This window comes from Nisaea acidiphila (assembly GCF_024662015.1).
In the GTDB taxonomy this organism is placed as follows: domain Bacteria; phylum Pseudomonadota; class Alphaproteobacteria; order Thalassobaculales; family Thalassobaculaceae; genus Nisaea; species Nisaea acidiphila.
This window is the reverse complement of sequence record NZ_CP102480.1, coordinates 3,211,816-3,232,273: the sequence shown is the minus strand read 5'-3', so window position 1 is coordinate 3,232,273 and position 20,458 is coordinate 3,211,816. Positions and strand designations below refer to the sequence as shown.

The 20,458-nt window shown below is 63.4% G+C and carries 22 protein-coding genes and 2 riboswitches; of the genes, 10 read left to right on the top strand and 12 right to left on the bottom strand.

Going from position 1 to position 20,458, the window contains the following annotated elements; translation table 11 throughout:
• Positions 1-945, bottom strand: coding sequence for a 4-hydroxy-3-methylbut-2-enyl diphosphate reductase (gene ispH / locus NUH88_RS15045; protein ID WP_257767221.1), 945 nt, complete (start codon positions 943-945; stop codon positions 1-3).
• Positions 946-1,079: 134 nt separating this feature from the next.
• Between ispH and NUH88_RS15040 the strand changes: the two genes are divergently transcribed.
• On the top strand, positions 1,080-1,622 hold the full coding sequence (locus NUH88_RS15040) for a hypothetical protein (RefSeq protein ID WP_257767220.1): 543 nt from the start codon (positions 1,080-1,082) through the stop codon (positions 1,620-1,622).
• Positions 1,623-1,678: 56 nt separating this feature from the next.
• On the opposite strand, the gene NUH88_RS15035 is transcribed toward NUH88_RS15040, so the two are convergent.
• Together NUH88_RS15035 and NUH88_RS15030 are read right to left on the bottom strand one after the other, a co-directional pair.
• Positions 1,679-2,899, bottom strand: coding sequence for a serine hydrolase domain-containing protein (locus NUH88_RS15035; protein ID WP_257767219.1), 1,221 nt, complete (start codon positions 2,897-2,899; stop codon positions 1,679-1,681).
• A gap of 176 nt (positions 2,900-3,075) precedes the next feature.
• Positions 3,076-3,534: an SRPBCC family protein gene (locus NUH88_RS15030; RefSeq protein WP_257767218.1), complete on the bottom strand. Its 459-nt coding sequence runs from the start codon at positions 3,532-3,534 to the stop codon at positions 3,076-3,078.
• Between the two features lie 121 nt (positions 3,535-3,655).
• Here NUH88_RS15030 and NUH88_RS15025 point away from each other — a divergent pair, with 121 nt between their 5' ends.
• Positions 3,656-4,030: a winged helix-turn-helix transcriptional regulator gene (locus NUH88_RS15025; protein WP_257767217.1), complete on the top strand. Its 375-nt coding sequence runs from the start codon at positions 3,656-3,658 to the stop codon at positions 4,028-4,030.
• Positions 4,031-4,107: 77 nt separating this feature from the next.
• Here NUH88_RS15025 and NUH88_RS15020 read toward each other — a convergent pair whose 3' ends face one another.
• Entirely contained in the window at positions 4,108-4,572 is a 465-nt protein-coding gene (locus tag NUH88_RS15020; RefSeq protein WP_257767216.1) for a GNAT family N-acetyltransferase, read from the bottom strand.
• Between the two features lie 154 nt (positions 4,573-4,726).
• Positions 4,727-4,828, top strand: a riboswitch (glycine riboswitch).
• A 4-nt stretch (positions 4,829-4,832) separates the two neighbouring features.
• A riboswitch (glycine riboswitch) is annotated at positions 4,833-4,918 on the top strand.
• A gap of 54 nt (positions 4,919-4,972) precedes the next feature.
• Here NUH88_RS15020 and gcvT point away from each other — a divergent pair.
• The 7 genes from gcvT to NUH88_RS14985 all read left to right on the top strand — a co-directional run bounded on the left by gcvT (position 4,973) and on the right by NUH88_RS14985 (position 13,190).
• Positions 4,973-6,070, top strand: coding sequence for a glycine cleavage system aminomethyltransferase GcvT (gene gcvT, locus NUH88_RS15015; RefSeq protein WP_257767215.1), 1,098 nt, complete (start codon positions 4,973-4,975; stop codon positions 6,068-6,070).
• A 28-nt stretch (positions 6,071-6,098) separates the two neighbouring features.
• Positions 6,099-6,470: a glycine cleavage system protein GcvH gene (gene gcvH / locus NUH88_RS15010; RefSeq protein ID WP_257767214.1), complete on the top strand. Its 372-nt coding sequence runs from the start codon at positions 6,099-6,101 to the stop codon at positions 6,468-6,470.
• A 91-nt stretch (positions 6,471-6,561) separates the two neighbouring features.
• A complete protein-coding gene (gene gcvP / locus NUH88_RS15005) occupies positions 6,562-9,456 on the top strand; it encodes an aminomethyl-transferring glycine dehydrogenase (RefSeq protein ID WP_444329677.1) in 2,895 nt (964 codons plus the stop codon).
• Positions 9,457-9,635: 179 nt separating this feature from the next.
• The gene (locus NUH88_RS15000) at positions 9,636-10,292 is read left to right on the top strand and encodes a response regulator (RefSeq protein ID WP_257767213.1); all 657 of its coding nucleotides are present in this window, start codon (positions 9,636-9,638) and stop codon (positions 10,290-10,292) included.
• A 2-nt stretch (positions 10,293-10,294) separates the two neighbouring features.
• Positions 10,295-11,638 carry a sensor histidine kinase gene (locus NUH88_RS14995; RefSeq protein WP_257767212.1) on the top strand — a complete coding sequence of 448 codons (1,344 nt, stop codon included), beginning with the start codon at positions 10,295-10,297 and terminating at the stop codon, positions 11,636-11,638.
• A 91-nt stretch (positions 11,639-11,729) separates the two neighbouring features.
• Positions 11,730-12,503, top strand: a complete 774-nt coding sequence (locus NUH88_RS14990) for a calcium-binding protein (protein WP_257767211.1) — start codon at positions 11,730-11,732, stop codon at positions 12,501-12,503.
• 219 nt (positions 12,504-12,722) lie between these two features.
• Entirely contained in the window at positions 12,723-13,190 is a 468-nt protein-coding gene (locus tag NUH88_RS14985) for a YbaK/EbsC family protein (RefSeq protein WP_257767210.1), read from the top strand.
• Here the strand turns inward: NUH88_RS14985 and NUH88_RS14980 are convergent.
• The 5 genes from NUH88_RS14980 to NUH88_RS14960 all read right to left on the bottom strand — a co-directional run bounded on the left by NUH88_RS14980 (position 13,183) and on the right by NUH88_RS14960 (position 15,603).
• Complete coding sequence (locus tag NUH88_RS14980) at positions 13,183-13,731, bottom strand: helix-turn-helix transcriptional regulator (protein ID WP_257767209.1); 549 nt, start codon at positions 13,729-13,731, stop codon at positions 13,183-13,185. The genes NUH88_RS14985 and NUH88_RS14980 overlap by 8 nt on opposite strands.
• A gap of 11 nt (positions 13,732-13,742) precedes the next feature.
• Entirely contained in the window at positions 13,743-14,291 is a 549-nt protein-coding gene (locus NUH88_RS14975; protein ID WP_257767208.1) for a cytochrome b/b6 domain-containing protein, read from the bottom strand.
• Entirely contained in the window at positions 14,291-14,563 is a 273-nt protein-coding gene (locus NUH88_RS14970) for a PepSY domain-containing protein (protein WP_257767207.1), read from the bottom strand. The genes NUH88_RS14975 and NUH88_RS14970 overlap by 1 nt, the downstream gene beginning before the upstream one ends.
• 233 nt (positions 14,564-14,796) lie before the next feature.
• Positions 14,797-15,075 carry a hypothetical protein gene (locus tag NUH88_RS14965; protein WP_257767206.1) on the bottom strand — a complete coding sequence of 93 codons (279 nt, stop codon included), beginning with the start codon at positions 15,073-15,075 and terminating at the stop codon, positions 14,797-14,799.
• A 66-nt stretch (positions 15,076-15,141) separates the two neighbouring features.
• Positions 15,142-15,603 (bottom strand): MarR family winged helix-turn-helix transcriptional regulator, encoded by a 462-nt coding sequence (locus NUH88_RS14960; RefSeq protein ID WP_257767205.1) that lies wholly within the window; start codon positions 15,601-15,603, stop codon positions 15,142-15,144.
• 127 nt (positions 15,604-15,730) lie between these two features.
• On the opposite strand from NUH88_RS14960, the gene NUH88_RS14955 reads away from it, so the two are divergent.
• On the top strand, positions 15,731-16,216 hold the full coding sequence (locus NUH88_RS14955) for an organic hydroperoxide resistance protein (RefSeq protein ID WP_257767204.1): 486 nt from the start codon (positions 15,731-15,733) through the stop codon (positions 16,214-16,216).
• Here NUH88_RS14955 and NUH88_RS14950 read toward each other — a convergent pair.
• The 3 genes from NUH88_RS14950 to NUH88_RS14940 all read right to left on the bottom strand — a co-directional run bounded on the left by NUH88_RS14950 (position 16,213) and on the right by NUH88_RS14940 (position 20,396).
• Positions 16,213-17,049: a PhzF family phenazine biosynthesis protein gene (locus tag NUH88_RS14950; RefSeq protein WP_257767203.1), complete on the bottom strand. Its 837-nt coding sequence runs from the start codon at positions 17,047-17,049 to the stop codon at positions 16,213-16,215. The genes NUH88_RS14955 and NUH88_RS14950 overlap by 4 nt on opposite strands.
• Before the next feature lie 87 nt (positions 17,050-17,136).
• Positions 17,137-19,662, bottom strand: coding sequence for an ABC transporter permease (locus NUH88_RS14945; protein WP_257767202.1), 2,526 nt, complete (start codon positions 19,660-19,662; stop codon positions 17,137-17,139).
• Complete coding sequence (locus NUH88_RS14940; protein WP_257767201.1) at positions 19,662-20,396, bottom strand: ABC transporter ATP-binding protein; 735 nt, start codon at positions 20,394-20,396, stop codon at positions 19,662-19,664. Before NUH88_RS14940 ends, NUH88_RS14945 begins: the two co-directional genes overlap by 1 nt.
• Positions 20,397-20,458 lie beyond the last annotated feature (62 nt).

Sequence of the window (20,458 nt, the reverse complement as noted above, 5' to 3'; positions counted from 1 at the left end):
TCAGCTCGCTAATTCGCGGGGCAGTTTGAAACGGACGTCCTCGCGCGCGACGGTCACCTCCTCGATGGTGACGCTGCGGTGCGCGCGGCAGGCGTCGATCACCTCGTCGACCAGCACTTCCGGCGCCGAGGCCCCGGCGGTGATGCCGAGCACGGACACCCCTTCCATCCAGTCCCAGTCGATGTCGGTCGCGCGCTGGATCAGCAGCGCCTTCTCGCAGCCGCGCCCCTTGGCGACCTCGACCAGACGCTTGGAGTTGGACGAATTCGGCGCTCCGATCACGACAATGCCGTCGCAGCGCTCGGCGATCGCCTTCACCGCCTCCTGGCGGTTGGTGGTGGCGTAGCAGATATCTTCCTTGGCCGGCGCGACCATCTTCGGAAAACGGCTCTGCAACACAGAGACGATCTCGGCTGTGTCGTCCACCGAGAGCGTCGTCTGGGTGATGAAGGCGAGTTCCGGGTCGCCCTCGAAGCTTACCGTCTCCGCATCGGCGCGGGTTTCCACCAGCGTGATCGTGCCTTCCGGGACCTGCCCCATGGTGCCGATCACCTCCGGGTGGCCGGCATGGCCTATCAGAATTATGTGGCGGCCCTGCTTCAGGTGCCGCTCGGCTTCGAGATGCACCTTACTGACCAGCGGACAGGTGGCGTCGAGATAGACCATCTTGCGGCGCTCGGCCTCCGCCGGAACAGATTTCGGCACACCGTGCGCGCTGAACACCACCGGCGCATCTACCGGCACCTGGTCCAGCTCCTCGACGAAGATGGCGCCTTTCTTCTCCAGCCCCTCGACGACGAAGCGGTTATGCACGATCTCGTGCCGGACATAGACCGGCGCGCCGTATTTCTCGAGGCTGCGCTCGACGATCTGGATCGCACGGTCGACACCGGCGCAGAAACCGCGCGGCGTTGCCAGCAATATGGTGAGATCGGCTCCGGTCATGCCCCGCGATGTAGTCCCTCCGCCGGGACTTGTCCATAGCGGAGCGCAGCGGCGGCGGTGCACGTCCGGGCCATTTGCCGGGCCGCCCCGGACCGGTTAGTGTAGCCGCATCCAGACCCTAGCAGAGCTGATCCATGTTCCGTCGCCCGCGCCTTCGCTCCGTGACCCGTGCCGCGCTATCCCTCGCACTGCTGGCCCTCGTCGCGGCCTGCTCTTCGGATGACGGCCCGCCGCCGGGCTGCCCCAGGACCGATTTCGTGACCGATCTCGACCATGTCACCGTGTTCACCGACGGCGCCGTCGGGGACCTGACGGACGTCCGGTTCGATGCCCGATTCGGTTCGCTCAGCGCGGTCTGCAACTTCGACAGCGATGCGCTCGCCATGGATATAGGCTTCCAGGTGGTTGCCACGCGCGGCCCGGCGAACCGCGACAACAAGGCCGACGTGACCTACTTCCTCGCCATCGCGGACGAAACCGGCGCCGTCATCGCCAAAGAGGTCTTCGAGGCCAGCCTGCCTTTCAAGGGCAATCTGCGCCGTGTCGCCATCACCGACGAGTTCGAGCCGACGATCCCCTATCCGGCGAACAGGCTGACGCTGAACAATTACAGGGTGATGATCGGTTTCCAGCTGACGCAGGAGCAGCTCGCCTATAACCGAAGCCAGCGGCGTTAGCCACAGGCCGGACCTTCTCGCCGCCCCCTCGTAAAGATGGCGTCTTTCACGCGCGGCTAGCCGCGCGCGTCAACGATCAAGCCAATCAGCCGATTAAACTCCCGCCTGGTTGTGAACCGATGTTCCCGGCAGAACGCGCTGTTCATACCGGCCTCCATGCGGCAGTCCATCACAATTCGCTCCAGTGCCGCGTCACCGTCCATGCCCTCTTCCTGGAGCGTCAGCCATCGTTTCAGGAATTCCGTCGTATCGGACTGATGGATGATCACAGTGCTCCAGGCGGGAATAACGAACACTGTCTGCTGGCCGAGCCCCCAAGCGCAGAAACTTCCCTCGGGCAAGCCGGTGTCGCGCGACGGGATCCACCAGAGATAGCCATGCCCGGCTCGCAAGCCTTCGATGCCGGTCTCCGCGTAATCCGCTGCGATGCGATCCACCCAAGAAACCGGCATGATGGAGCGGTCGTCCACAACGCCCCGATCGAGAAAAAGCTGCCCAAATCGGGCAAGGTCGCGCGCTGACATCCGGAACATGGCCGCCCGGTGCCGGGACCGGGCGGGCTCCACGATGTATGAGGCCGACTCCGGAGTAAAATCCTGCATGCCTACTGGCTCGGCGATGCCCGCGCGGAACCCCTCGGAGACGGAAACGCCTGTCCGTCGCTCGAAGATGGTCGTCAGAGCGTTGTAGTCCCAATTGTTGTACGCCCAGATCGTACCTGGCTGGTTTTCCCCATCTCCGAGCCGGCGCTCCTTGTCCGCAGTCAACCCGCCTTCGGCGGCGGCGGGATGATTGATCCCGGACATGCTTTTCAGAAGATGCAGCACTGTCGCCTGCCGTTGCAGCGGCGTAAGCGGCGGTGGATCGTCGTCAATCCCGAGTTCCGCGAGGGTCGCATCCAGAGGAATCTCGTTCGGCCCGTCGCCCACATGCTGTCCGACGACGGCGCTGAGGAGCGCTTTGCGAGCGGAGTGGATGCTATACGGAACCGCGAGATCGCCGAGCGACGCAACGGTCTGTCCATCGGTCATAAGGACGAATGAGTCGGCGCTAAGCCGGGCCAGGTAATCCAGGACACGATCCAGCCCATCCGAGGACCAGCCGAGTTCCCGGGCTCCCTGGGGATCCATGCGGTTGGTCGGAACGTCCCGAGGCGGGAAGGGCGACGACGCACGTCTCGAAGACAGCCCCCTTTCTCCCGTAGCGACCAGATATCCGAGGATAAGAGCCGGCACCAGCAACGCGGCGGCGACAATCGAGAGGCGACGAAGGGGCATGCGGCTCATCTCTCTGGCTGGAAGAAGAAACAGGTTTACGGAATATCGATTGGCACGTTCGTGTGGGAAGGCTCCAACTTACCCATATGCGAGCGCCTAAGAGCTCCATCAAGCGACAAATCGCTCGGCTTCCAGATGCCCCAGGAAAAGCTCGCCCGGAACGGCAGCCAGCGGCGCTAGGCTCGGAACGGCTTTCCGTCGCCGGTGTCGAGATAGCTCTTCAGGCTGTCGACGAAAAACATGTCCCACCCCTCGGAACAAACCTCGTAGCAGTGGAGTTCAGGTGTGAGGCCGTCGTGTTCGAAGCGGATGACGGTCTTTCCGTCGGCACCATCCTGGAACTCCCAGCGCACATGCGTGCCGAGCCATTCCCGTTCGAACTCCGCCGGACCGCCCGGATGGATATGCTTTGCCTCGACGCATTGGAGCTCGATGCGATCCTCCGAAAGCGTAACGGCCTTGAACGTCCAGTATCCGTGCCGCTCCGAGAAACCGAACCGGACCACGTCCCCTTCTTTCTCGAAAGCACCGTCCGGCTCCGTCCACCAGGCCGCGTAGCCGGTGGTGAGGGCCTCATAGACATCGCCGGGCGTCGCTTTCACCCTTATTTCGCGCTGGTAATTGTCTTCGCTCATCGCTTGCCTCCGTCTCAAGGTTTCGATGCGCGCAGGCTGCGGAGATCAGTATTTCTATGCAAGTAGGCAGTATTTTTTTATATACTCATGAAAACCATACTAATGCGGATTTCTTGGCCTAATGACCGGTTCCCTCGACCTGACGACTGCCCCGGCCCCAAGCGACCCAGGTGCCTGCGCGCCAGGTCTGCCCTGTCCGATGCCGAACATCGCCAAGCTGATCGGCGGCAAGTGGAAGCTCACCATCCTGCAGATTCTGATCTTCGACGGGACCCAGCGGTTCGGAGAGCTGAAGCGCTCCGTCAGCGGCATCACGCAAACCATGCTGACGAACCAGCTGCGCGCGCTCGAGGCGGACGGACTGGTCAGCAGAAAGATCTATCCGGAAGTTCCCCCGCGGGTCGAATACACCGCGACGCCGCTCGCTCTCGACCTCAGGGACGTTTTCTATGCGATGCGCGACTGGTGGAGCCGGCATCACTCCAATAACGGCTGAACCGATGGTTCTGGGGCAGCATCACCACCAACTGGCAGAGTTGCGTCGTCAATCGCCGCCCGTGCAACCGAGAGCGCTCACTCACCCGCCAGAGCCTTGCTCATTCTGACGAAGCGCGTGCCGTTAAGGCACTCCTCTCCCCCGTCAGCGAATCCGAGCTTTCGATAGAAGCGGACCGCGGTCAGCGAGGAATTCACGCGTAGAACCCGGACGCCCCTGTGAACGGCCGCATTCTCCAGGGCGGTAAGAAGATCGCGGCCGATGCCGGAGCCTTGGAACTCGGGAAGAACGAACAAGCGGCGCACCGTATCGTCGACCAGCCCCGCGACGCCGACGATTCGACCGCCTTGCTCAGCGACGAAAAACGCGCCCTCGAGGATCAGTTCCCTCATGCGCACGGGGCCGCTGCTCGCGACCACCGTCTCGATCGTTTCGCGAGAATAATCCATCGCATTCGACTCGCGGACCGTCGCGGCGATGACATCGCTGATGTCATTCGAGTCTGCCTCCTCGGCCGGACGAACCACGAATTCTCCGTTCATTCTCCACCCTCTCCGCCAGCTGACGGCGATACTTGACGCCGCCTGGGGCGACCGTTGCCCAGGGAAAACTTGGCGTCCAGCGGGTTGGTATAAACGACGCTCGCATCGCCCTTTCCTTTTCCAGCGTGCACGATTATCCTCCGCGGAAATACCGACGACCCTCGAGGGAGAGACCGGCCCGCTATCTGCGACTGGGCCGGCGCCGAAGGAGCAACCGCCCCCGGAAACTCTCAGGCAAAAGGACTTCGAGGCGAGGACAATCTGGAAAGCAGGCGGGAAACCGCCTCACCCACGGTGAAAGCCCGGGACAGAGTTCCCCGGGTGAATCTCTCAGGTTAGCGACAGAGGGGGTTGGTTCCGGTCTTTGGCCGGGGCGCCTTTACGCTGACCGGAGAGATTTATGGCCGACACCGACCTTCTGAAGACTCCCCTTCACGATCTGCATGCGGAACTCGGCGCCAAGATGGTGCCGTTCGCCGGCTACGAGATGCCGGTGCAGTACCCCATGGGCGTAAAGGCCGAGCACCTGCATACCCGCGCCAAGGCGGGCCTCTTCGACGTCTCGCATATGGGACAGGTCGAACTGCCTGATCCAAATGCCGCTCGCGATCTTGAACAGTTGGTACCTGGCGATCTTCAGTCACTTGAAGTCGGCCAAATGCGCTACACGATGTTCACCAACGAGAACGGCGGCATTCTTGACGACCTAATGGTTTTTCGCCTCGAAAGAGGTTTGATGGTTGTCGTGAACGCCGCCTGCAAGAATCTCGACATCAAGCACATGAGCGAGAGCCTCACAGGCCCTGTTATCTCCCATGATGACCGAGCATTGCTCGCTTTGCAGGGCCCTAGCGCTGAGTTTGCCCTTTCCGCTCTAGCTCCAGAAGTTGCAACACTCCAGTTTTTGACCGGCAAATGGATCGACGTGGACGGAGCGAAATGCCTTGTCACCCGCTCCGGCTATACCGGCGAGGACGGCTATGAAATCTCGGCACCCGCCGATCAGGCCGAAGCCCTCGCCCGCAAGCTGCTGGCGCAGGACGATGTCGAGGCAATCGGCCTCGGCGCGCGCGATTCGCTCCGGCTCGAGGCCGGGCTCTGCCTCTATGGGCACGATATCGACGAGACCACGACCCCGGTCGAGGCCGCGCTCACCTGGTCGATCGGCAAGCGCCGGCGCGAGGAAGGGGGCTTCCCCGGCGCCGACGTGATCCAGAAACAGATCGCCGAGGGCACGAGCCGCAGGCGCGTCGGCATCCTGCCGGAAGGCCGCGCACCGGCCCGCGAGGGCACCGAGATCCAGGCGCCGGACGGCACCACCATCGGCGCCATCACCAGCGGCGGTTTCGGGCCCAGCCTCGAGGCGCCGGTCGCGATGGGATACGTGGCATCGGAGCATGCCGCCGCCGGAAGCGCCGTAAATGTTGTCGTTCGCGGGAAAGCGCTTCCCGCACGTACTGCCAAGATGCCGTTCGTCCCGAATGGCTACAAACGTTGAAAACAAAGCACCTGAGGGGATCAGACATATGAGCGAACGCCGCTTTACCGAAGACCATGAATGGATCGATCTCGACGGCGAGATCGGCACCGTCGGCATTACCGACTTCGCCCAGGAACAGCTCGGCGAGGTGGTCTTCGTGGAAGTGCCCGATGTCGGCAAGCAGGTCGCCAAGGGCGACGAGACCGCGGTCGTCGAATCCGTGAAGGCCGCGAGCGAGCTCTACGCACCCGTCGGCGGCGAGGTGATCGAGGCCAACGACGCGCTCGCCGACACACCCGACATGGTGAACAGCGATCCCGAGGGCGCTGCCTGGTTCTACAAGATCAAGATCTCCGACAAGGCCGAATTCGACGCCCTGATGGATGCGGACGCCTACAAGGCCCACACCGAGGCCTGACCTACGGGTACGGCCTTGTCCGACGGATGAGGCCGTACCCCAACAAAGTGAAGAATGATGCACGGCCGAGCGGCCGGAAGGAGCTGACGCGATGAACGCGATGACGGATAACAGGCTGGCTTTCGCCGAGCAGGAAGAAAGCGAAGAGTTCATTCGCCGCCATATCGGGCCGAGCCCGGAGGAACAGGCGGAGATGCTCGACGCGCTCGGCTACGAGAGCCTCGACGCCCTGATCGATGCCGCGGTGCCGGCGAAGATCCGCTCGAAGGACCCGCTCGACCTGCCGCCCGCCCAGACGGAAAGCGCGGTGCTGCAGAAGCTCCGGCAATATGCCAACAACAACACGGTGAACCGGACGCTGATCGGGATGGGCTATTACGGCACCCGCGTGCCGGCCGTCATCCTGCGAAACATTCTGGAGAATCCGGCCTGGTATACCGCCTACACACCTTACCAGCCGGAGATCAGCCAGGGCCGCCTGGAAATGCTGCTGAACTTCCAGACCATGATCGGCGACCTGACCGGCCTGGAGATCGCCAACGCTTCCCTGCTCGACGAGGCGACCGCCGCGGCCGAAGCCATGGCCTTCGCCAAGAAGGCGGCGAAGAACAAGGGCGACGTCTTCTTCGTCTCACAGAATTGCCATCCGCAGACCATCGACGTGCTGAAGACCCGCGCCGAACCGATCGGCGTGACGGTCACCGTCGGCGACGAGACCGACGTGCTGCCGGAAGACGCCTTCGCCATCCTGCTGCAATATCCGGACACGAACGGCGCGGTCGGGGACTATGCCGCCATCGTCAAAAAAGCCCATGCGCAGGGAGCCCTTGCCGTGGTCGCGGCCGACCTTCTCGCGCTGACCCAGCTCACCCCTCCCGGAGAGTTCGGCGCCGATGTCGCCATCGGCACCAGCCAGCGCTTCGGAGTGCCGCTTGGCTTCGGCGGGCCGCACGCCGCCTATTTCGCAACCAGGGACGAGTACAAGCGCTCCATCCCGGGACGCATCGTCGGCGTCTCGGTCGATCGCAACGGCGACAAGGCCTATCGGCTTGCCCTGCAGACCCGCGAACAGCACATCCGACGCGAGAAGGCGACCAGCAATATCTGCACCGCCCAGGTCCTGCTCGCCGTCATGTCCGCCGCCTATGCCTGCTATCACGGGCCCGACGGCCTACGGAAAATCGGCCGCCGGGTGCATCGCCGCACCGCGATCCTCGCCCAGGGCCTGCGCGAACTCGGCTACACCATCGCGCATGACAATTTCTTCGACACCATCATCGTCAAAACCGACGACTGGACCGGTTCCGTCATCGAGGCGGCCCGCATCGAAGGCGTCAATCTGCGGATCTTCGACGACCGGGTCGGCATCTCGCTCGACGAGACCTGCACCAAGGAACTGGTCGAGCGGCTCTGGGCCATGATGGCCTTCGACTCGATGAAGGAGCTGACCTACGAGGGCGTCTCCGCCCGCACGCCGGACGCGCTGCCGGAAAGCCTCGTGCGCAAAAGCGATTTCCTTACCCATCCGGCCTTCAATACCTACCATTCCGAGACCGAGATGCTGCGCTACCTGCGCCGTCTCGCGGACAAGGACGTGGCGCTCGACCGCTCGATGATCCCGCTCGGCTCCTGCACCATGAAGCTCAATGCGACCACCGAGATGATCCCGGTCACCTGGGCCGCCTTTTCCGACATCCATCCCTTCGCCCCGCGCGACCAGGTCGAGGGTTATCACCAGATGATCGCCGAACTGGAGCGCATGCTGGCGGAAATCACCGGCTACGCCGCGGTTTCGCTGCAGCCGAACGCAGGCTCCCAGGGCGAATATGCCGGCCTGCTGGCGATCCGCGCCTATCACGAGAGCCGCGGCGAGGGCGGCCGCGATATCTGCCTGATCCCGAGCTCGGCGCACGGCACCAATCCGGCATCGGCGGCAATGGCCGGCATGAAGGTCGTGGTCGTCAAATGCGACCAGAACGGCAACGTCGACATGGAAGACCTGAAGGCGAAAGTGGAACAGCACAGTTCCAGCCTCGCCGCGCTTATGGTCACTTATCCCTCGACCCACGGCGTCTTCGAGGAAACCATCACCGAGATCTGCGACCTGATCCACGAACATGGCGGACAGGTCTATATGGACGGCGCGAACCTCAACGCCATGGTCGGGATCTGCAAGCCGGGCCAGTTCGGCTCCGACGTCAGCCACCTGAATCTGCACAAGACCTTCTGCATCCCGCATGGCGGCGGCGGCCCCGGCGTCGGCCCGATCGGCGTCGGCGAACATCTCGCCCCCTTCCTGCCCGGCCACCGCAATCTCGGCGCGCCGGAAAGCGCGATCGGACCCGTCAGCGCGGCGCCCTACGGCAGCGCCGGCATCCTGCCGATCTCCTGGAGCTACATCGAGCTGATGGGCGCCAACGGACTCCGCAAGGCAACCGAGGTGGCGATCCTTTCGGCCAACTACATCGCGCAACGTCTCGAGGCGCATTTCCCGGTGCTCTACAAGGGCAAGAACGGGCTGGTGGCGCATGAATGCATCATCGATCTCCGCCCGCTGAAGGACGCCACCGGGGTCACCGTCGACGATGTCGCCAAGCGGCTGATGGATTATGGGTTCCACGCCCCGACGATGTCCTTCCCGGTCGCCGGCACGCTGATGATCGAGCCGACCGAGAGCGAGCCGCTCTCCGAGCTCGACCGGTTCTGCGAGGCGATGATCGCGATCCGCGCGGAGATAGCGGAAATTGAAGGCGGGACTTACGCTTATGAGGACAGCCCGCTTGCCCATGCACCGCATACCGCCGGCGACCTGATGGCGGACAATTGGGAGCGGAAATATTCCCGCGAGCGCGGCGCCTTCCCGATAAAGTCCCTGCGCGAGGGGAAATACTGGCCGCCGGTCGCCAGGATCGACCAGGCCTACGGCGACAAGAACCTGATCTGCTCCTGCCCGCCGGTGGAGGCCTATCAGGACGCGGCCGAGTAACAGGGCCAGGAGCAACTGTCTCGGCACTGTCATCTCTTCAGCGGCCGACCAAGAAGACCGCTGTGCGGTGCCGGGACATATCTCGATTTTTGAATATTTGCATTTCAGAGGGTATTGCCGGAAGGTGTGCCGCATGGGCGGATCGGCTTGTTATTGCAAGCAACTGAAAGAGATCACGCGTGCGCATACTGCTGATTGAGGACGAACAACATCTCGGAGCGGCTGTCCAGGAACACCTTAGAAGCGAGAGCCATGCTGTCGATTGGGCGCAAACTCTCGCGGACGGGGACGCCGCGGCGGCGGCAACAGATTACGAGCTTTTGCTCCTGGATCTGAATTTGCCGGACGGAGAAGGCGTCAGTCTGCTCAAGTCCATCCGGGAACGAGGCAATGACTGTCCGGTCCTCATCCTTACCGCGCAGGACCAGATCAGCGATCGGATCGCGGGGCTCAATGCCGGCGCGGACGATTACCTCGTAAAGCCTTTCGACCTGGAAGAGCTGTCAGCGCGCATACAAGCGGTGATCAGACGCTATTCCGGAAACCTGAAGCCCGTAACCGATATCGGTGACATTTCGATCGACCTGACGGCAAAACTGGTTTGGAGATCCGGCGAGGAGATCACTCTCACACGTCGTGAATGGGCAATACTCGACCTCCTCTCCTGGCGCCCCGGTGCCATCGTATCGAAGGAGAAATTCGAAGAAGCGCTCTACGAGTTCGGCGAGGAGGTCGAAAGCAATGCGGTGGAGGTGCATATCAGCCGCCTGAGGAAAAAGCTGGGCGCTGAGGCGATCGGCACACAACGTGGCGTCGGCTACAAGCTGGTGATCTGAGCATGGCGAGTTGGAGCCTGACACAACGCCTGACCGTCCGCTTGAGCGCAGCCATCGCAGCCCTCTGGATCGCTGCGACGGTCGTTTCCACGTTCGTCGTTCGACACGAATTCAACGAAGTGTTCGACAGCGCCCTTCAGGAAACCGCACAACGTTTGCTACCGCTTGCCGCCGACGATCTGAGGCAGCGGGGAGCTCCCACGGACTGGTCGCGCGAGATCCGCGAGGGCGTCGTTGTCGCCGAGCATGAAGAATATCTCATATACCAGATCCGGGCTTCGGACGGCCGGGTGCTCATCCGCTCGCACGACGCCCCCCGTCAGGGCTTCCTCGCTCCCCTGATCCCAGGTTATGCCGACCGAAATGGCTGGCGCGTCTATACCGAGGTGAATGCCGACGGGGATATCTTCATCCAGGTCGCGGAATCCTCGGGTCACCGGAACGAGGCGCTCTTCAATCTGGTGCTGACGCTGACCGTCCCGCTGTTCGTATTGCTGCCGCTCTCGGCCTTCATCGTTCGTTGCTTCGTCTCGGGAACCCTGTTTCCGATCGCGAGCGTCCGCGCGGACATAGCGTCTCGCGGAGGCGGCAACATGGCGCCTATCGACGACGGACCTCTCCCGCAGGAACTGAGCCCGATCGTGGGGGATGTAAACCGGTTGCTGGAGCGTCTCCAGAAGTCTCTGGAGGCAGAACGCGCGTTCGCCGCCAACAGCGCTCATGAACTGCGGACGCCGGTCGCGTCCGCGCTGGCGCAAGTCTCACGTCTGAAAGCAGACCTGCAGCACGCGCCGGCCGTCGAACGGGCGAACCGGATAGAAGAAATTCTTAAGGAACTGGGCGGCCTGGTCGAGAAACTGCTGCAGCTCTCGCGGGCAGAGGCAGGGGTGGCACTGAAGCGCGAGCCGATGAAACTCAGCTACGTAGCACGTTATCTCGTAGACGAGTTCAATCGAAAACCTTCGTATGCGGACCGGGTCGAACTTGTCGACGATACCGCCGACGAAAACCTGGATGTTGTCGAGACCGATCTCGATACGCTTGCGATCGCCTTGAGGAATCTGATCGAAAATGCGCTGGTACACGGTGCGAAGGAGGGGATCGTCACGATATCGATCGGACGGGACCGCTCGGTACGCGTCATCAACGAAAGCGCGATCGTACCGCCGGAAAAACTGCATCGCCTTGCCGAGAGGTTCTCTCGCGGATCCTCTCGTGCCGAAGGTAGCGGCCTAGGTCTCGCGATCGTGAAGACTATCGTTGCCCAGGCCGGAGGCGAGCTCGAACTCAGGTCTCCGGCCACCGGCCGGGAAGACGGGTTCGAGGCGATCATCCGTTTCACCTAAAACTTCAAGCTGTCAGGTTCACGTCAGGTTCGGATGCCAATATCGGCGCGATAGGGCGGCCAATGCCGCAAATTGAGCCGAGGAGAATCCAATGGCTGACTTCGACGAACTTGACGACGATTGGGTCGAAAAGTTGTTCGGAGACCTCGACCTCGAGGATGACGACGACGACGACGATGATCACGACAGCGATCACGACGACGACGATTACGGCGATCTCGACGATGACCTTCTGGAGGGTCATGACAGCGACGACGATTTGTACGGCGGAATCGGGTCGGACCTGCTCTATGGGCGCGATGGCGATGACGATCTGTACGGCGAGGACGACGACGACATCCTCTACGGAAATATCGGCGCGGACCATCTCCACGGGGATGACGGCCTTGATATTCTCTACGGAGGACAGAACGACGATGTCGCCCTCGGCGGTAATGGCGACGACCGCATCTATGGCAATCTCGGCGACGACAGTCTCGACGGCGGCGCCGGCAACGACTGGATCCACGGCGGAAAAGACAGCGATACGATCAACGGCGGTGACGGGAACGACGTCCTGAACGGTGGCCGTCACGACGATCAGCTAACCGGTGGCGCCGGAGCCGATACATTCGTCTTTGCCGGTCAGTCTGGGCGGGACACGATCATCGATTTCGACCCTGACGGCGGTGACGTGATCGCGTGGGACCCGATCGATGTCGAAGGCGATGCGGACGACGGCCCGGAAAGCGTTCAGGAGCTGTTGTCGCGTATCAGCGCGACCGAGAATGGCGACGCGGTCATCTCTCTCGGAGGGGACAATACCGTAACGCTTATCGGGGTCGCTCCGAGCGAATTGAGCGCATCGGATTTCGCGATCATCTGACTTCAGCCTCAAGAGAAAGCGTCCCGCAACGGACATTGCGGGACGCTTTTTTTGTTTTCCATCCCACCCGAACCGAACCGGAAAAAGAAGCTGTCGTCTGACAGGCGAACACGCCGGGTACGGTGCGCTGCTGCCGACCGCGTCCATTGCCACGATTGACGGTCCGGCCACACCTGCGCTCCACTGGCTCCGCAAGTCTATTCTGAGAGACGAAACCATATGAGCAAGAGCGTTAACCGGGTGAAGGCGGCCGCTGAAGCGGCCGGCTTGGCCACTGAAATCCTGCGCATGCCTGACTCGACCCGCACCGCCGAGGAAGCGGCCGCGGCCTGTGGCTGCGAGGTCGCACAGATCGTGAAATCGCTGATATTCAAAGGCGCGGAAAGCGGCGCACTGAAACTGCTCCTGGTCTCCGGCAGCAATCAGGTCGATCTCGCAAAGGCCACCGCGCTAGCCGGCGAACCGTTGGAGCGGGCAGACCCGAAGGAAGTCCGCGAGGTCACAGGCTTCGCCATCGGCGGCGTCGCACCGATCGGCCACCTGGTTCCGGTCGAGACCTGGATGGACGAAGCCCTGCTCGGTTTCGAAACCGTCTGGGCCGCGGCGGGGGCGCCGAACGCGGTGTTCGAAACGGAGCCCCTGGCCTTGCGGGATGCTGCCGGGGCAACCGTCGCCGACCTCAGCTAGCATTTCTGTCCAACCGTTCCGCTTCCGGCATGTCCAGACCGGCGAGCGGCCCGCCGAGCAGATCGTCGATGAAAAGGCTGACCAGCTGGGAGCGTCCTGCGACCCCGGCCTTGGCATAGACCCGGGTCAATTGCGCTCGCACGGTGCTCGGCGCAGTGTTCCGGAGGCCCGCAATCTCGGATATCTCGAAACCCTTGATCGCCAACAGAGCCACATCCCGCTCCGCGTCCGTCAGCTGCCACCGATCGAAATGGCCGGCAATCATCTCGCCGAGCGCCCCGGACGCGGCCGACACGGCAGCCTCGGCCCGGCCCGCTCGATCGAGAACCCGGCGCATTTCCCTGGCTCCGAACACCACGCCAATGATCAGCGCCAATGCGACGACCGCCTCGAACCCGTCATGCCAATTGAGCGGCTCCGTGCGGATATCCTCGACCGCGTCGGCAATGAAAAAAACCGCGCAAAGCGACTGCATGACGATAAGCGCTGCCAGGCCGTATGTCCCGCCGAGCGGGCCGCCGCCCTTTTCCCGATCTTTCACAAGCTCCCCTTTCAGCCATCCCCCGGCCTGCCGCGAGGATGCCACGTCATTCGGCGTACCAGATTTGTCCCGGTGAGGCGCGACTCGAGAACCACCCCGCCGACATGGAAAGCCGCCAGAACGACGAGCAGCGTCGCCGCGACTTCATGAATTTCTTCCGCAGCCTCGCCGAGCAAGCCGTGTTCGCCGACAACGTCGAGCACCATACCCGTGCCCCCGACCGTGAACAACGTGGCCCATAGTGCGTAGACCATCAGCGCCCCGAGCGGGTTGTGCGAACTGTGTGCCTGGCGCGGGCGCGAAAACATCTCGCGCAAATGGGCGAGCGCGGCCGACGGGTCGGGCGGGAAAGAGCTGAAACGTGCCGGCTCGGTGCCGACAAAGCCCCAGATCACACGCAGGCCGAGCATCGCCAACGCCGTGTAGCCAACCCAGACGTGGACAACCGATTCCTCGTCCACGATCGCATAGTTGAGAAGCACCGCGAGCGCGATGACCCAATGCGTAACCCGGACCAGCGGATCCCAGACCCGCCGGTCCGTCCGGCCTGTCGCGGTCATCAGTCCTCACGCTCCTTGCGCAGGACATTCCCGGTCTTCGGATCGAGCTTGAGTTCCCATTTCTCGCCGCCTTGGGTGGCGTAGACTTCAACTTCGTCACGCTCACGTTCTATGCGGATCACCTTGTAGCCATTCTTCGCGAGCATCTCGCCGATCTGCTCCTCACTTAGCATCTTGGCCTTTGATGTCGAATGGGAACTGGCGAGGCTCTGTCCGGCCAGCGGAAGAGCAATCAGTGCGGCGGCCGCGAGGCCGAGGATCGTCTTTTTCATGAGAGGCTCCATTTGTTGCATTCGCCCGGACGCCGATCTGCGCCGGTGAGCTAGAGATGGAGATGTCCTCATCCCTTCCGAATGCGCCTTCCGCTTACGGGAGCGTGCGTAAGCGAATGCTTAAGCCTTGTATCCGGAACATTTTTGGCTACCGGCCCGGTCGTCAGCAGGCCGTTTTTCCCCGTCCGTCCGAGCCCCGCGGTTTGCCGGGCATCGTTCCGGGAGAAGGTGTTTCAGAGTTTCAGCCCCGGACCGTCATCTTCCTTCTCCTCCGGTTCCCCGTCGTCCGCCTTCGGCTGCACCCGGCGAATGATGATATCGCCGTTCGGCAGCACTTCCGGTGCTTCGTACTGTGGAATGGAAGAGAAGAAGGCGCGGAGACCGTCGATGACCAGTTGCGCGCCACGCTCGATCGTATCGGCGGGCGCCTCGTCGGAAGCGGCGCGTACGGGGACTGCGGCGACGGCAATTCCCAGAGCAAGTAGCAGGATGATCGGCTTCGTCTTCATCATGGGTCGGCTCCTTCGTCAGGACGCCTCATGATACCGAGGATTGGGCCAAGAAAAAGGCGGCGCCGTTCAATCTTCACGGCCGGCGACAAGCGTGTCGGCAACCGCGTTCACGCCGGAGACCAGCGGCCGGAACTCTTCCGGCGCCATGTGCAGCGCGTCGAAGATGCACTGGGCCACGCCCTCCGACTTCTTTCGCATGTCCTTGCCGGCCGGGGTCAGGGATACCATCACCTGACGTTCGTCATTGGCCGCCCGCCGCCGTACGACAAGCCCCGCCCCTTCCAGCCGCTTCAAGAGCGGGGTCAGCGTGTTCGATTCCAGATGCAGGGTCTCGCCGAGCTGACCCACTTTTTGTCCGTCCCGCTCCCAGAGCGCGATCAGCACGAGATATTGCGGATAGGTAAGCCCCAACTCGCCGAGAAGCGGCTTGTAGACCCGGTTCATCGCATGATGCGCCTTGTAGAGGGCGAAGCAGAGCATGTCCTTCAGGGCCGGACAAGCAGCCTGGTCGGCGGATATTGCGGACATGATTCTCTCCATTTCTGATCTCCCCCCCAAATTTAAGCGCGCACGATTAAATCGCAAGCCTTGACTCATGAGGTTTGATTGTTATTTATATCGTGCACGATTTAATCGCTTATTAAGGAGTTTAACAATGTCCGTTGATGTTCTCTACAGGACCATCGCCTTCGCGAACGGTGGTCGTGACGGCAAGGCCAAAACCCACGACGGCGCTTTCGAAGTGACACTTTCGACACCGAGGGAACTCGGCGGGGCCGGCGGAACCGGCAATAATCCGGAGCAGCTTTTCGCGGCCGGTTATGCGGCATGCTTCCTAGGAGCGATGAAGTTCGTCTCCGCCCAAAAGCAGACAGGCCTGAAGATCGGCGAGGACACGACCGTCTGCGCAGAAGTCGGCATCGGTCCGCGCGCCGAAGGCGGGTTCGGTCTCGAGGTTTCGCTGGCAATCTCGATGCCGGGTGCCGACAAGGAAGCGCTGGAGGACCTCGTCGGCGAGGCTCACCTGGTCTGCCCCTACTCCAACGCGACCCGAAACAATATCGACGTGACGCTGTTCGTCGTTACACCCGATCCAAGCCTGGAGGGTACAGCCCCCGGAATGGCGGTCCTGAATAGCTAACCTTCGCTCATTATCCGGGTCTCGCCCGAGACCCGGATGGAGCTTCCCGGTTCCGCCGGGATCTCGGCATGGATACGCGAGCGCATGCCCATGTCCTCACCCTGCCGGATCTCGATCCTCCCGCCATGCGGCCAGCCGATATCCCGCAGATAACCCGCAAAGGCCGCCGTCGCGGCACCGGTGGCAGGATCCTCATAGACGCCGCCGGAGGCGAAGGCGTTGCGTGCGTGAAAGCTGGTCGGATTTTCGGGGCAGACCAGCATGATGGTGACCCAGCCTTCCCGGTTCATCAGACTGCGCCCCGCCTCAAGGTCGTATGTCATGCCGGCCAAGGCCTCGCGGGATTTCAACGGCAGCAGGAAATGGTCCGCCCCGCCATGGATCCAGGCCGGCGCCATACCGTCGTACAGGTCGTCCGCGGAATAGCCGAACAGCCCCAGAACTTCGGATACGATCTCCCGAGAGGCCGGGGAACTGCGCGTCGGCGGTGACTGCAACGCGGCCGAAGACACACCGTTCTCGTTGCGCCCCTCGACGGTAATATCCGCTTCGTTGAGCGACAGCCGGAATACTCCGTCGCCTTCCCTCATCGCAAGCGCGGCACCGAGCGCAATCGTCGCGTGGCCGCAGAACGGCACCTCGGAACCGGGCGAGAAATACCGCACCCGCCAGCTGTCCCCCTCCGGCTCGGCGAATGCCGTTTCGGAGAATCCGACCTCTGCGGCGATGCGCTGCATCTCCGCCACCGACGGAAGGTTGTCGGCAATCATCACTCCGGCCGGATTGCCTCCGGCATTCCTCTCGGAAAAAGACGCAATACGCTGCACGCTCATTCTTGCCCCCATACCTGCTGAGCCCATCCGTAAGACCTGATCCTCAATCGGCACCGCGTCTTCCGCCATACCCCGAACCGAAAGGATCTATTCGTTTCTGAGCAGCGGCGCCGCTTTCTGGGAGAGCGCGCTCCAGGTGCCGACGAGACCGAGACCGATGGTGAGCAGGGTGGACAGCGTTGCCGTCGCGACGACCGAGACCGTATCGAAGGCGAAATCGGCCCGCATGATCTGCGAGATCACCAGATAGCCGATAGCCGTGCCGATCAGCGCCGAGACCAGCGAGGTCGCGAGCCCGAGCAGGCCGTACTCCATGACATAGGCCGTCAGCACCTTGCGCCGGGTCGCGCCCAGCACCTTCAGCACCACGGCATCGTAGATCCGCCGCTGGTGGCCTGAGATCACGGCGCCTGCCAGCACCAGCACGCCCGCCAGCAATGTCACCGAGGCAGTGATGCGGATGGCAATCCCAACCGCGTCCATGATCCGGCTCGCATTGTCGAGCGCATCCTTTACCCGGATCGCGGAGACGTTCGGGAACCGGTCTGTCACGGCGCGTTGCACCGCCTCCTCGGCCTCCGGTGTTTCCGCGTAAACCGTCGAAATAATGCTGTGCGGCGCCGCCTCGAGCGTTCCGGGTGCGAAGACGAAGACGAAGTTCATCCCCAGCGACTGCCACTCGATATTGCGCAGATTGTGCACCGTCGCGGTGATCTCCCGCCCGAGCACGTTCAGCTTGATGGCGTCGCCGACACCGATGCCGTATCCGCGCGCGATCTCCGCGTCGAAGGAGATCAACGGCGGCCCCTTGTAGTCTTCCGGCCACCACTCGCCCTCCACCAGGTCTGTTCCCGGCGGCGGCGTCGCGGCATAGGTGAGGCCCCGGTCGCCGTTGATGGTCCATTGCACGTCCGGGTCGACCTTGCGTTCGCCAGCGGGCACGCCGGCGATCTCGACGATCCGCCCGCGCACCATCGGCGTGCGCTCCATCTTGGTGATGCCCGGAACGCTCTCCACCGTCTCGATGAAGCCCTCGACCTGGTGCGGCTGGATATCGATGAAGAAATAGGACGGCGCCTTTTCCGGGATCTGCTCCTTCAGCTGGCGGGCGAGATTGGCCTCCACCAGCGCGATCGCGACCAGCACGGTGAGACCGAGCCCGAGCGAGAGGATCACACTCGCGGTCGGCGCGCCGGGGCGGTGCAGGTTCGCCACCGCGAGGCGCAGGTCCGGCCGTTTCGGCGTCGGCGCGGCGCGGGCCGCGCGGACGATCAGCTGGGCCCCGCCGCCGAAGAGCAGCAGGACGCCCACCGCCCCGGCGATGAAATACCCCGCGAGCTTCGGATCGTCGGTCGCCACCATCGCGAGGACCGCAAGCGCGGCGGCGCTGAGCGCGCTCCAGACGATGTAGCGCATCGCCGGGCGCCCGCCCGGCGGCACGATGAGCGCGCGGAAGAGCTGCGCCGCGCGTACCGACCCGGCCCGCCCGAGCGGCCAGAGCGAGAAGGCGATGGTGGTGAGGTACCCGAAGGCGCCCGCGGTCAGCAGCGGCCCCCAGTAGATCCCGCCCGGAACCTCGAAGGGCAGCATGCCCGAGACCAGCTTGCCCGCGATTAGAGGCGCGACAGCACCGAAAACGAGACCGATGCCGATCCCGACGGACGCCACGGCCAGAATCTGGATGAAATAGGCGGTAAAGACCGTCCCGGTCGAAGCCCCGAGGCATTTCAGCGTGGCGATGGTCGCCATCCGGCGATCGAGGAAGCTCCGGACCGCATTGGCGATGCCGACGCCGCCGACCAGTAGTGCCGTCAGCCCGACAAGCGTGAGGAACTGGGTGACGCGGGAGATGAACCGGTCAAAACCCGGTGCGGCGCGGTCGACGCCACGAATGCGCCAGCCGGCATCCGGGAACGCTGCGTTGGTCTCCTCGATCCAGTCGGCCGCATTCGTTCCGGGCGCAAGCGCGATGCGGTAGTGGAATCGGATCAGGCTGCCGCGCTGCACCAGGCCGGTTTCGGGCAGCGCCGCCGCCGGGATCATCACGCGCGGGCCGAAAGAGGCGAAACTGACGGCACGGTCAGGCTCCTTGGCGATCGTGTCGCGCACCTCGACTTCCGCCTCGCCGATTTTCAGCCGGTCGCCGGGCACCAGGTCCAGCCGTGCCGCCAGCGCACTGTCGACCACGGCGCCGTAAACACCGTCACGCGCCGCGAGAGTTTCCTGCAACGCGGCTCCACCCTCCAGTTCCATGTCTCCGAACAGCGGATAGCTCGCGCTGACGCCCTTCAGTTCCACGAGGGTGCGGCGGCCGCCGTCGGCCTTGCGGGCCATGGCGCGCATCTCCACCGTCTCGGCGACAGTGCCGCTTTCGCGGAACCAGGCCTGCTGCGCGTCCGTCGCCTCGCGGTGGGTGAAGCGGATATCGATATCGCCGCCGAGGATCTCGCGCGCATCGCGTTCGACGCCGGCCATCATGGCGGAGGACACGGAGCCGACACCCGCCATGGCCGCCACGCCGAGGGCAAGACAGGCGAGAAAGACACGGAAGGACGCGGCGCTGCCACGAAGCTCGCGCCGGGCGATCCTGAGGGCGATGGGAAGGGTTTTCATCAGGCGCGCTGCCGCTCGCCCGCCGCGTCCGGCTTATCCGTCACCGCGCGCACGGGCCGCGCGCCGGTATCGTTCACGATCCTGCCGTCGGCCATGGAGATGACACGCGCGCAATGCTCGGCGAGCCCCATATCGTGGGTGATCAGCACCAGGGTAGTGCCGTGCCTCTCACTCAACTCGAAAAGCAGTTCCATGATCCGGTCGCCGGTGGAGCCGTCGAGATTGCCGGTCGGCTCGTCCGCCAGCAGCAGTTTCGGCCGGGTGACGAAGGCGCGGGCGATGGCGACGCGCTGCTGCTCGCCGCCGGAGAGCTGGTCCGGGTAGTGCGTCACCCGGTGCCCCAGTCCTACCCGCTCCAGGCTCTCGCCCGCGAGCGCAAAGGCGTCGCGGTGGCCCGCGAGTTCCAGCGGTATGGCTACATTCTCCAGCGCCGTCATGGTCGGCACGAGGCGGAAGGCCTGGAAGACGATCCCCACCGTGTCGCGACGGAACTCGGCGAGCGCGTCCTCGCTCATGGCGGAAAGATCGTGCTCCGCGACCGAAACGCTGCCGGTGCTCGCCTGCTCCAGCCCGCCCATGACCATCATCAGGGTCGACTTCCCTGCCCCGGACGGACCCACGATGCTGACGGTCTCGCCCTCGTTCACTTCGAGATCGATTCCCCGGAGGATATTGACCTCACCGGCCCCGCTCCTCAGGTTAAGGTGCAGGTCGGATAGCCGGATAAGTGCCATGAGTTCCTCTTCCAAGTTCCGTCGGCCGGGCGCGCCAGTGCAGGCGAATATACGCGGAAATC

Coding starts and splice junctions, on each gene's coding strand:
- ispH (WP_257767221.1), bottom strand. CDS start 945: ATGACCGGAGCCGATCTCACCATATTGCTGGCAACGCCGCGCGGTTTC.
- NUH88_RS15040 (WP_257767220.1), top strand. CDS start 1,080: ATGTTCCGTCGCCCGCGCCTTCGCTCCGTGACCCGTGCCGCGCTATCC.
- NUH88_RS15035 (WP_257767219.1), bottom strand. CDS start 2,899: ATGCCCCTTCGTCGCCTCTCGATTGTCGCCGCCGCGTTGCTGGTGCCG.
- NUH88_RS15030 (WP_257767218.1), bottom strand. CDS start 3,534: ATGAGCGAAGACAATTACCAGCGCGAAATAAGGGTGAAAGCGACGCCC.
- NUH88_RS15025 (WP_257767217.1), top strand. CDS start 3,656: ATGACCGGTTCCCTCGACCTGACGACTGCCCCGGCCCCAAGCGACCCA.
- NUH88_RS15020 (WP_257767216.1), bottom strand. CDS start 4,572: ATGAACGGAGAATTCGTGGTTCGTCCGGCCGAGGAGGCAGACTCGAAT.
- gcvT (WP_257767215.1), top strand. CDS start 4,973: ATGGCCGACACCGACCTTCTGAAGACTCCCCTTCACGATCTGCATGCG.
- gcvH (WP_257767214.1), top strand. CDS start 6,099: ATGAGCGAACGCCGCTTTACCGAAGACCATGAATGGATCGATCTCGAC.
- gcvP (WP_444329677.1), top strand. CDS start 6,562: ATGAACGCGATGACGGATAACAGGCTGGCTTTCGCCGAGCAGGAAGAA.
- NUH88_RS14995 (WP_257767212.1), top strand. CDS start 10,295: ATGGCGAGTTGGAGCCTGACACAACGCCTGACCGTCCGCTTGAGCGCA.
- NUH88_RS14990 (WP_257767211.1), top strand. CDS start 11,730: ATGGCTGACTTCGACGAACTTGACGACGATTGGGTCGAAAAGTTGTTC.
- NUH88_RS14985 (WP_257767210.1), top strand. CDS start 12,723: ATGAGCAAGAGCGTTAACCGGGTGAAGGCGGCCGCTGAAGCGGCCGGC.
- NUH88_RS14975 (WP_257767208.1), bottom strand. CDS start 14,291: ATGACCGCGACAGGCCGGACGGACCGGCGGGTCTGGGATCCGCTGGTC.
- NUH88_RS14970 (WP_257767207.1), bottom strand. CDS start 14,563: ATGAAAAAGACGATCCTCGGCCTCGCGGCCGCCGCACTGATTGCTCTT.
- NUH88_RS14965 (WP_257767206.1), bottom strand. CDS start 15,075: ATGATGAAGACGAAGCCGATCATCCTGCTACTTGCTCTGGGAATTGCC.
- NUH88_RS14960 (WP_257767205.1), bottom strand. CDS start 15,603: ATGTCCGCAATATCCGCCGACCAGGCTGCTTGTCCGGCCCTGAAGGAC.
- NUH88_RS14955 (WP_257767204.1), top strand. CDS start 15,731: ATGTCCGTTGATGTTCTCTACAGGACCATCGCCTTCGCGAACGGTGGT.
- NUH88_RS14950 (WP_257767203.1), bottom strand. CDS start 17,049: ATGAGCGTGCAGCGTATTGCGTCTTTTTCCGAGAGGAATGCCGGAGGC.
- NUH88_RS14945 (WP_257767202.1), bottom strand. CDS start 19,662: ATGAAAACCCTTCCCATCGCCCTCAGGATCGCCCGGCGCGAGCTTCGT.
- NUH88_RS14940 (WP_257767201.1), bottom strand. CDS start 20,396: ATGGCACTTATCCGGCTATCCGACCTGCACCTTAACCTGAGGAGCGGG.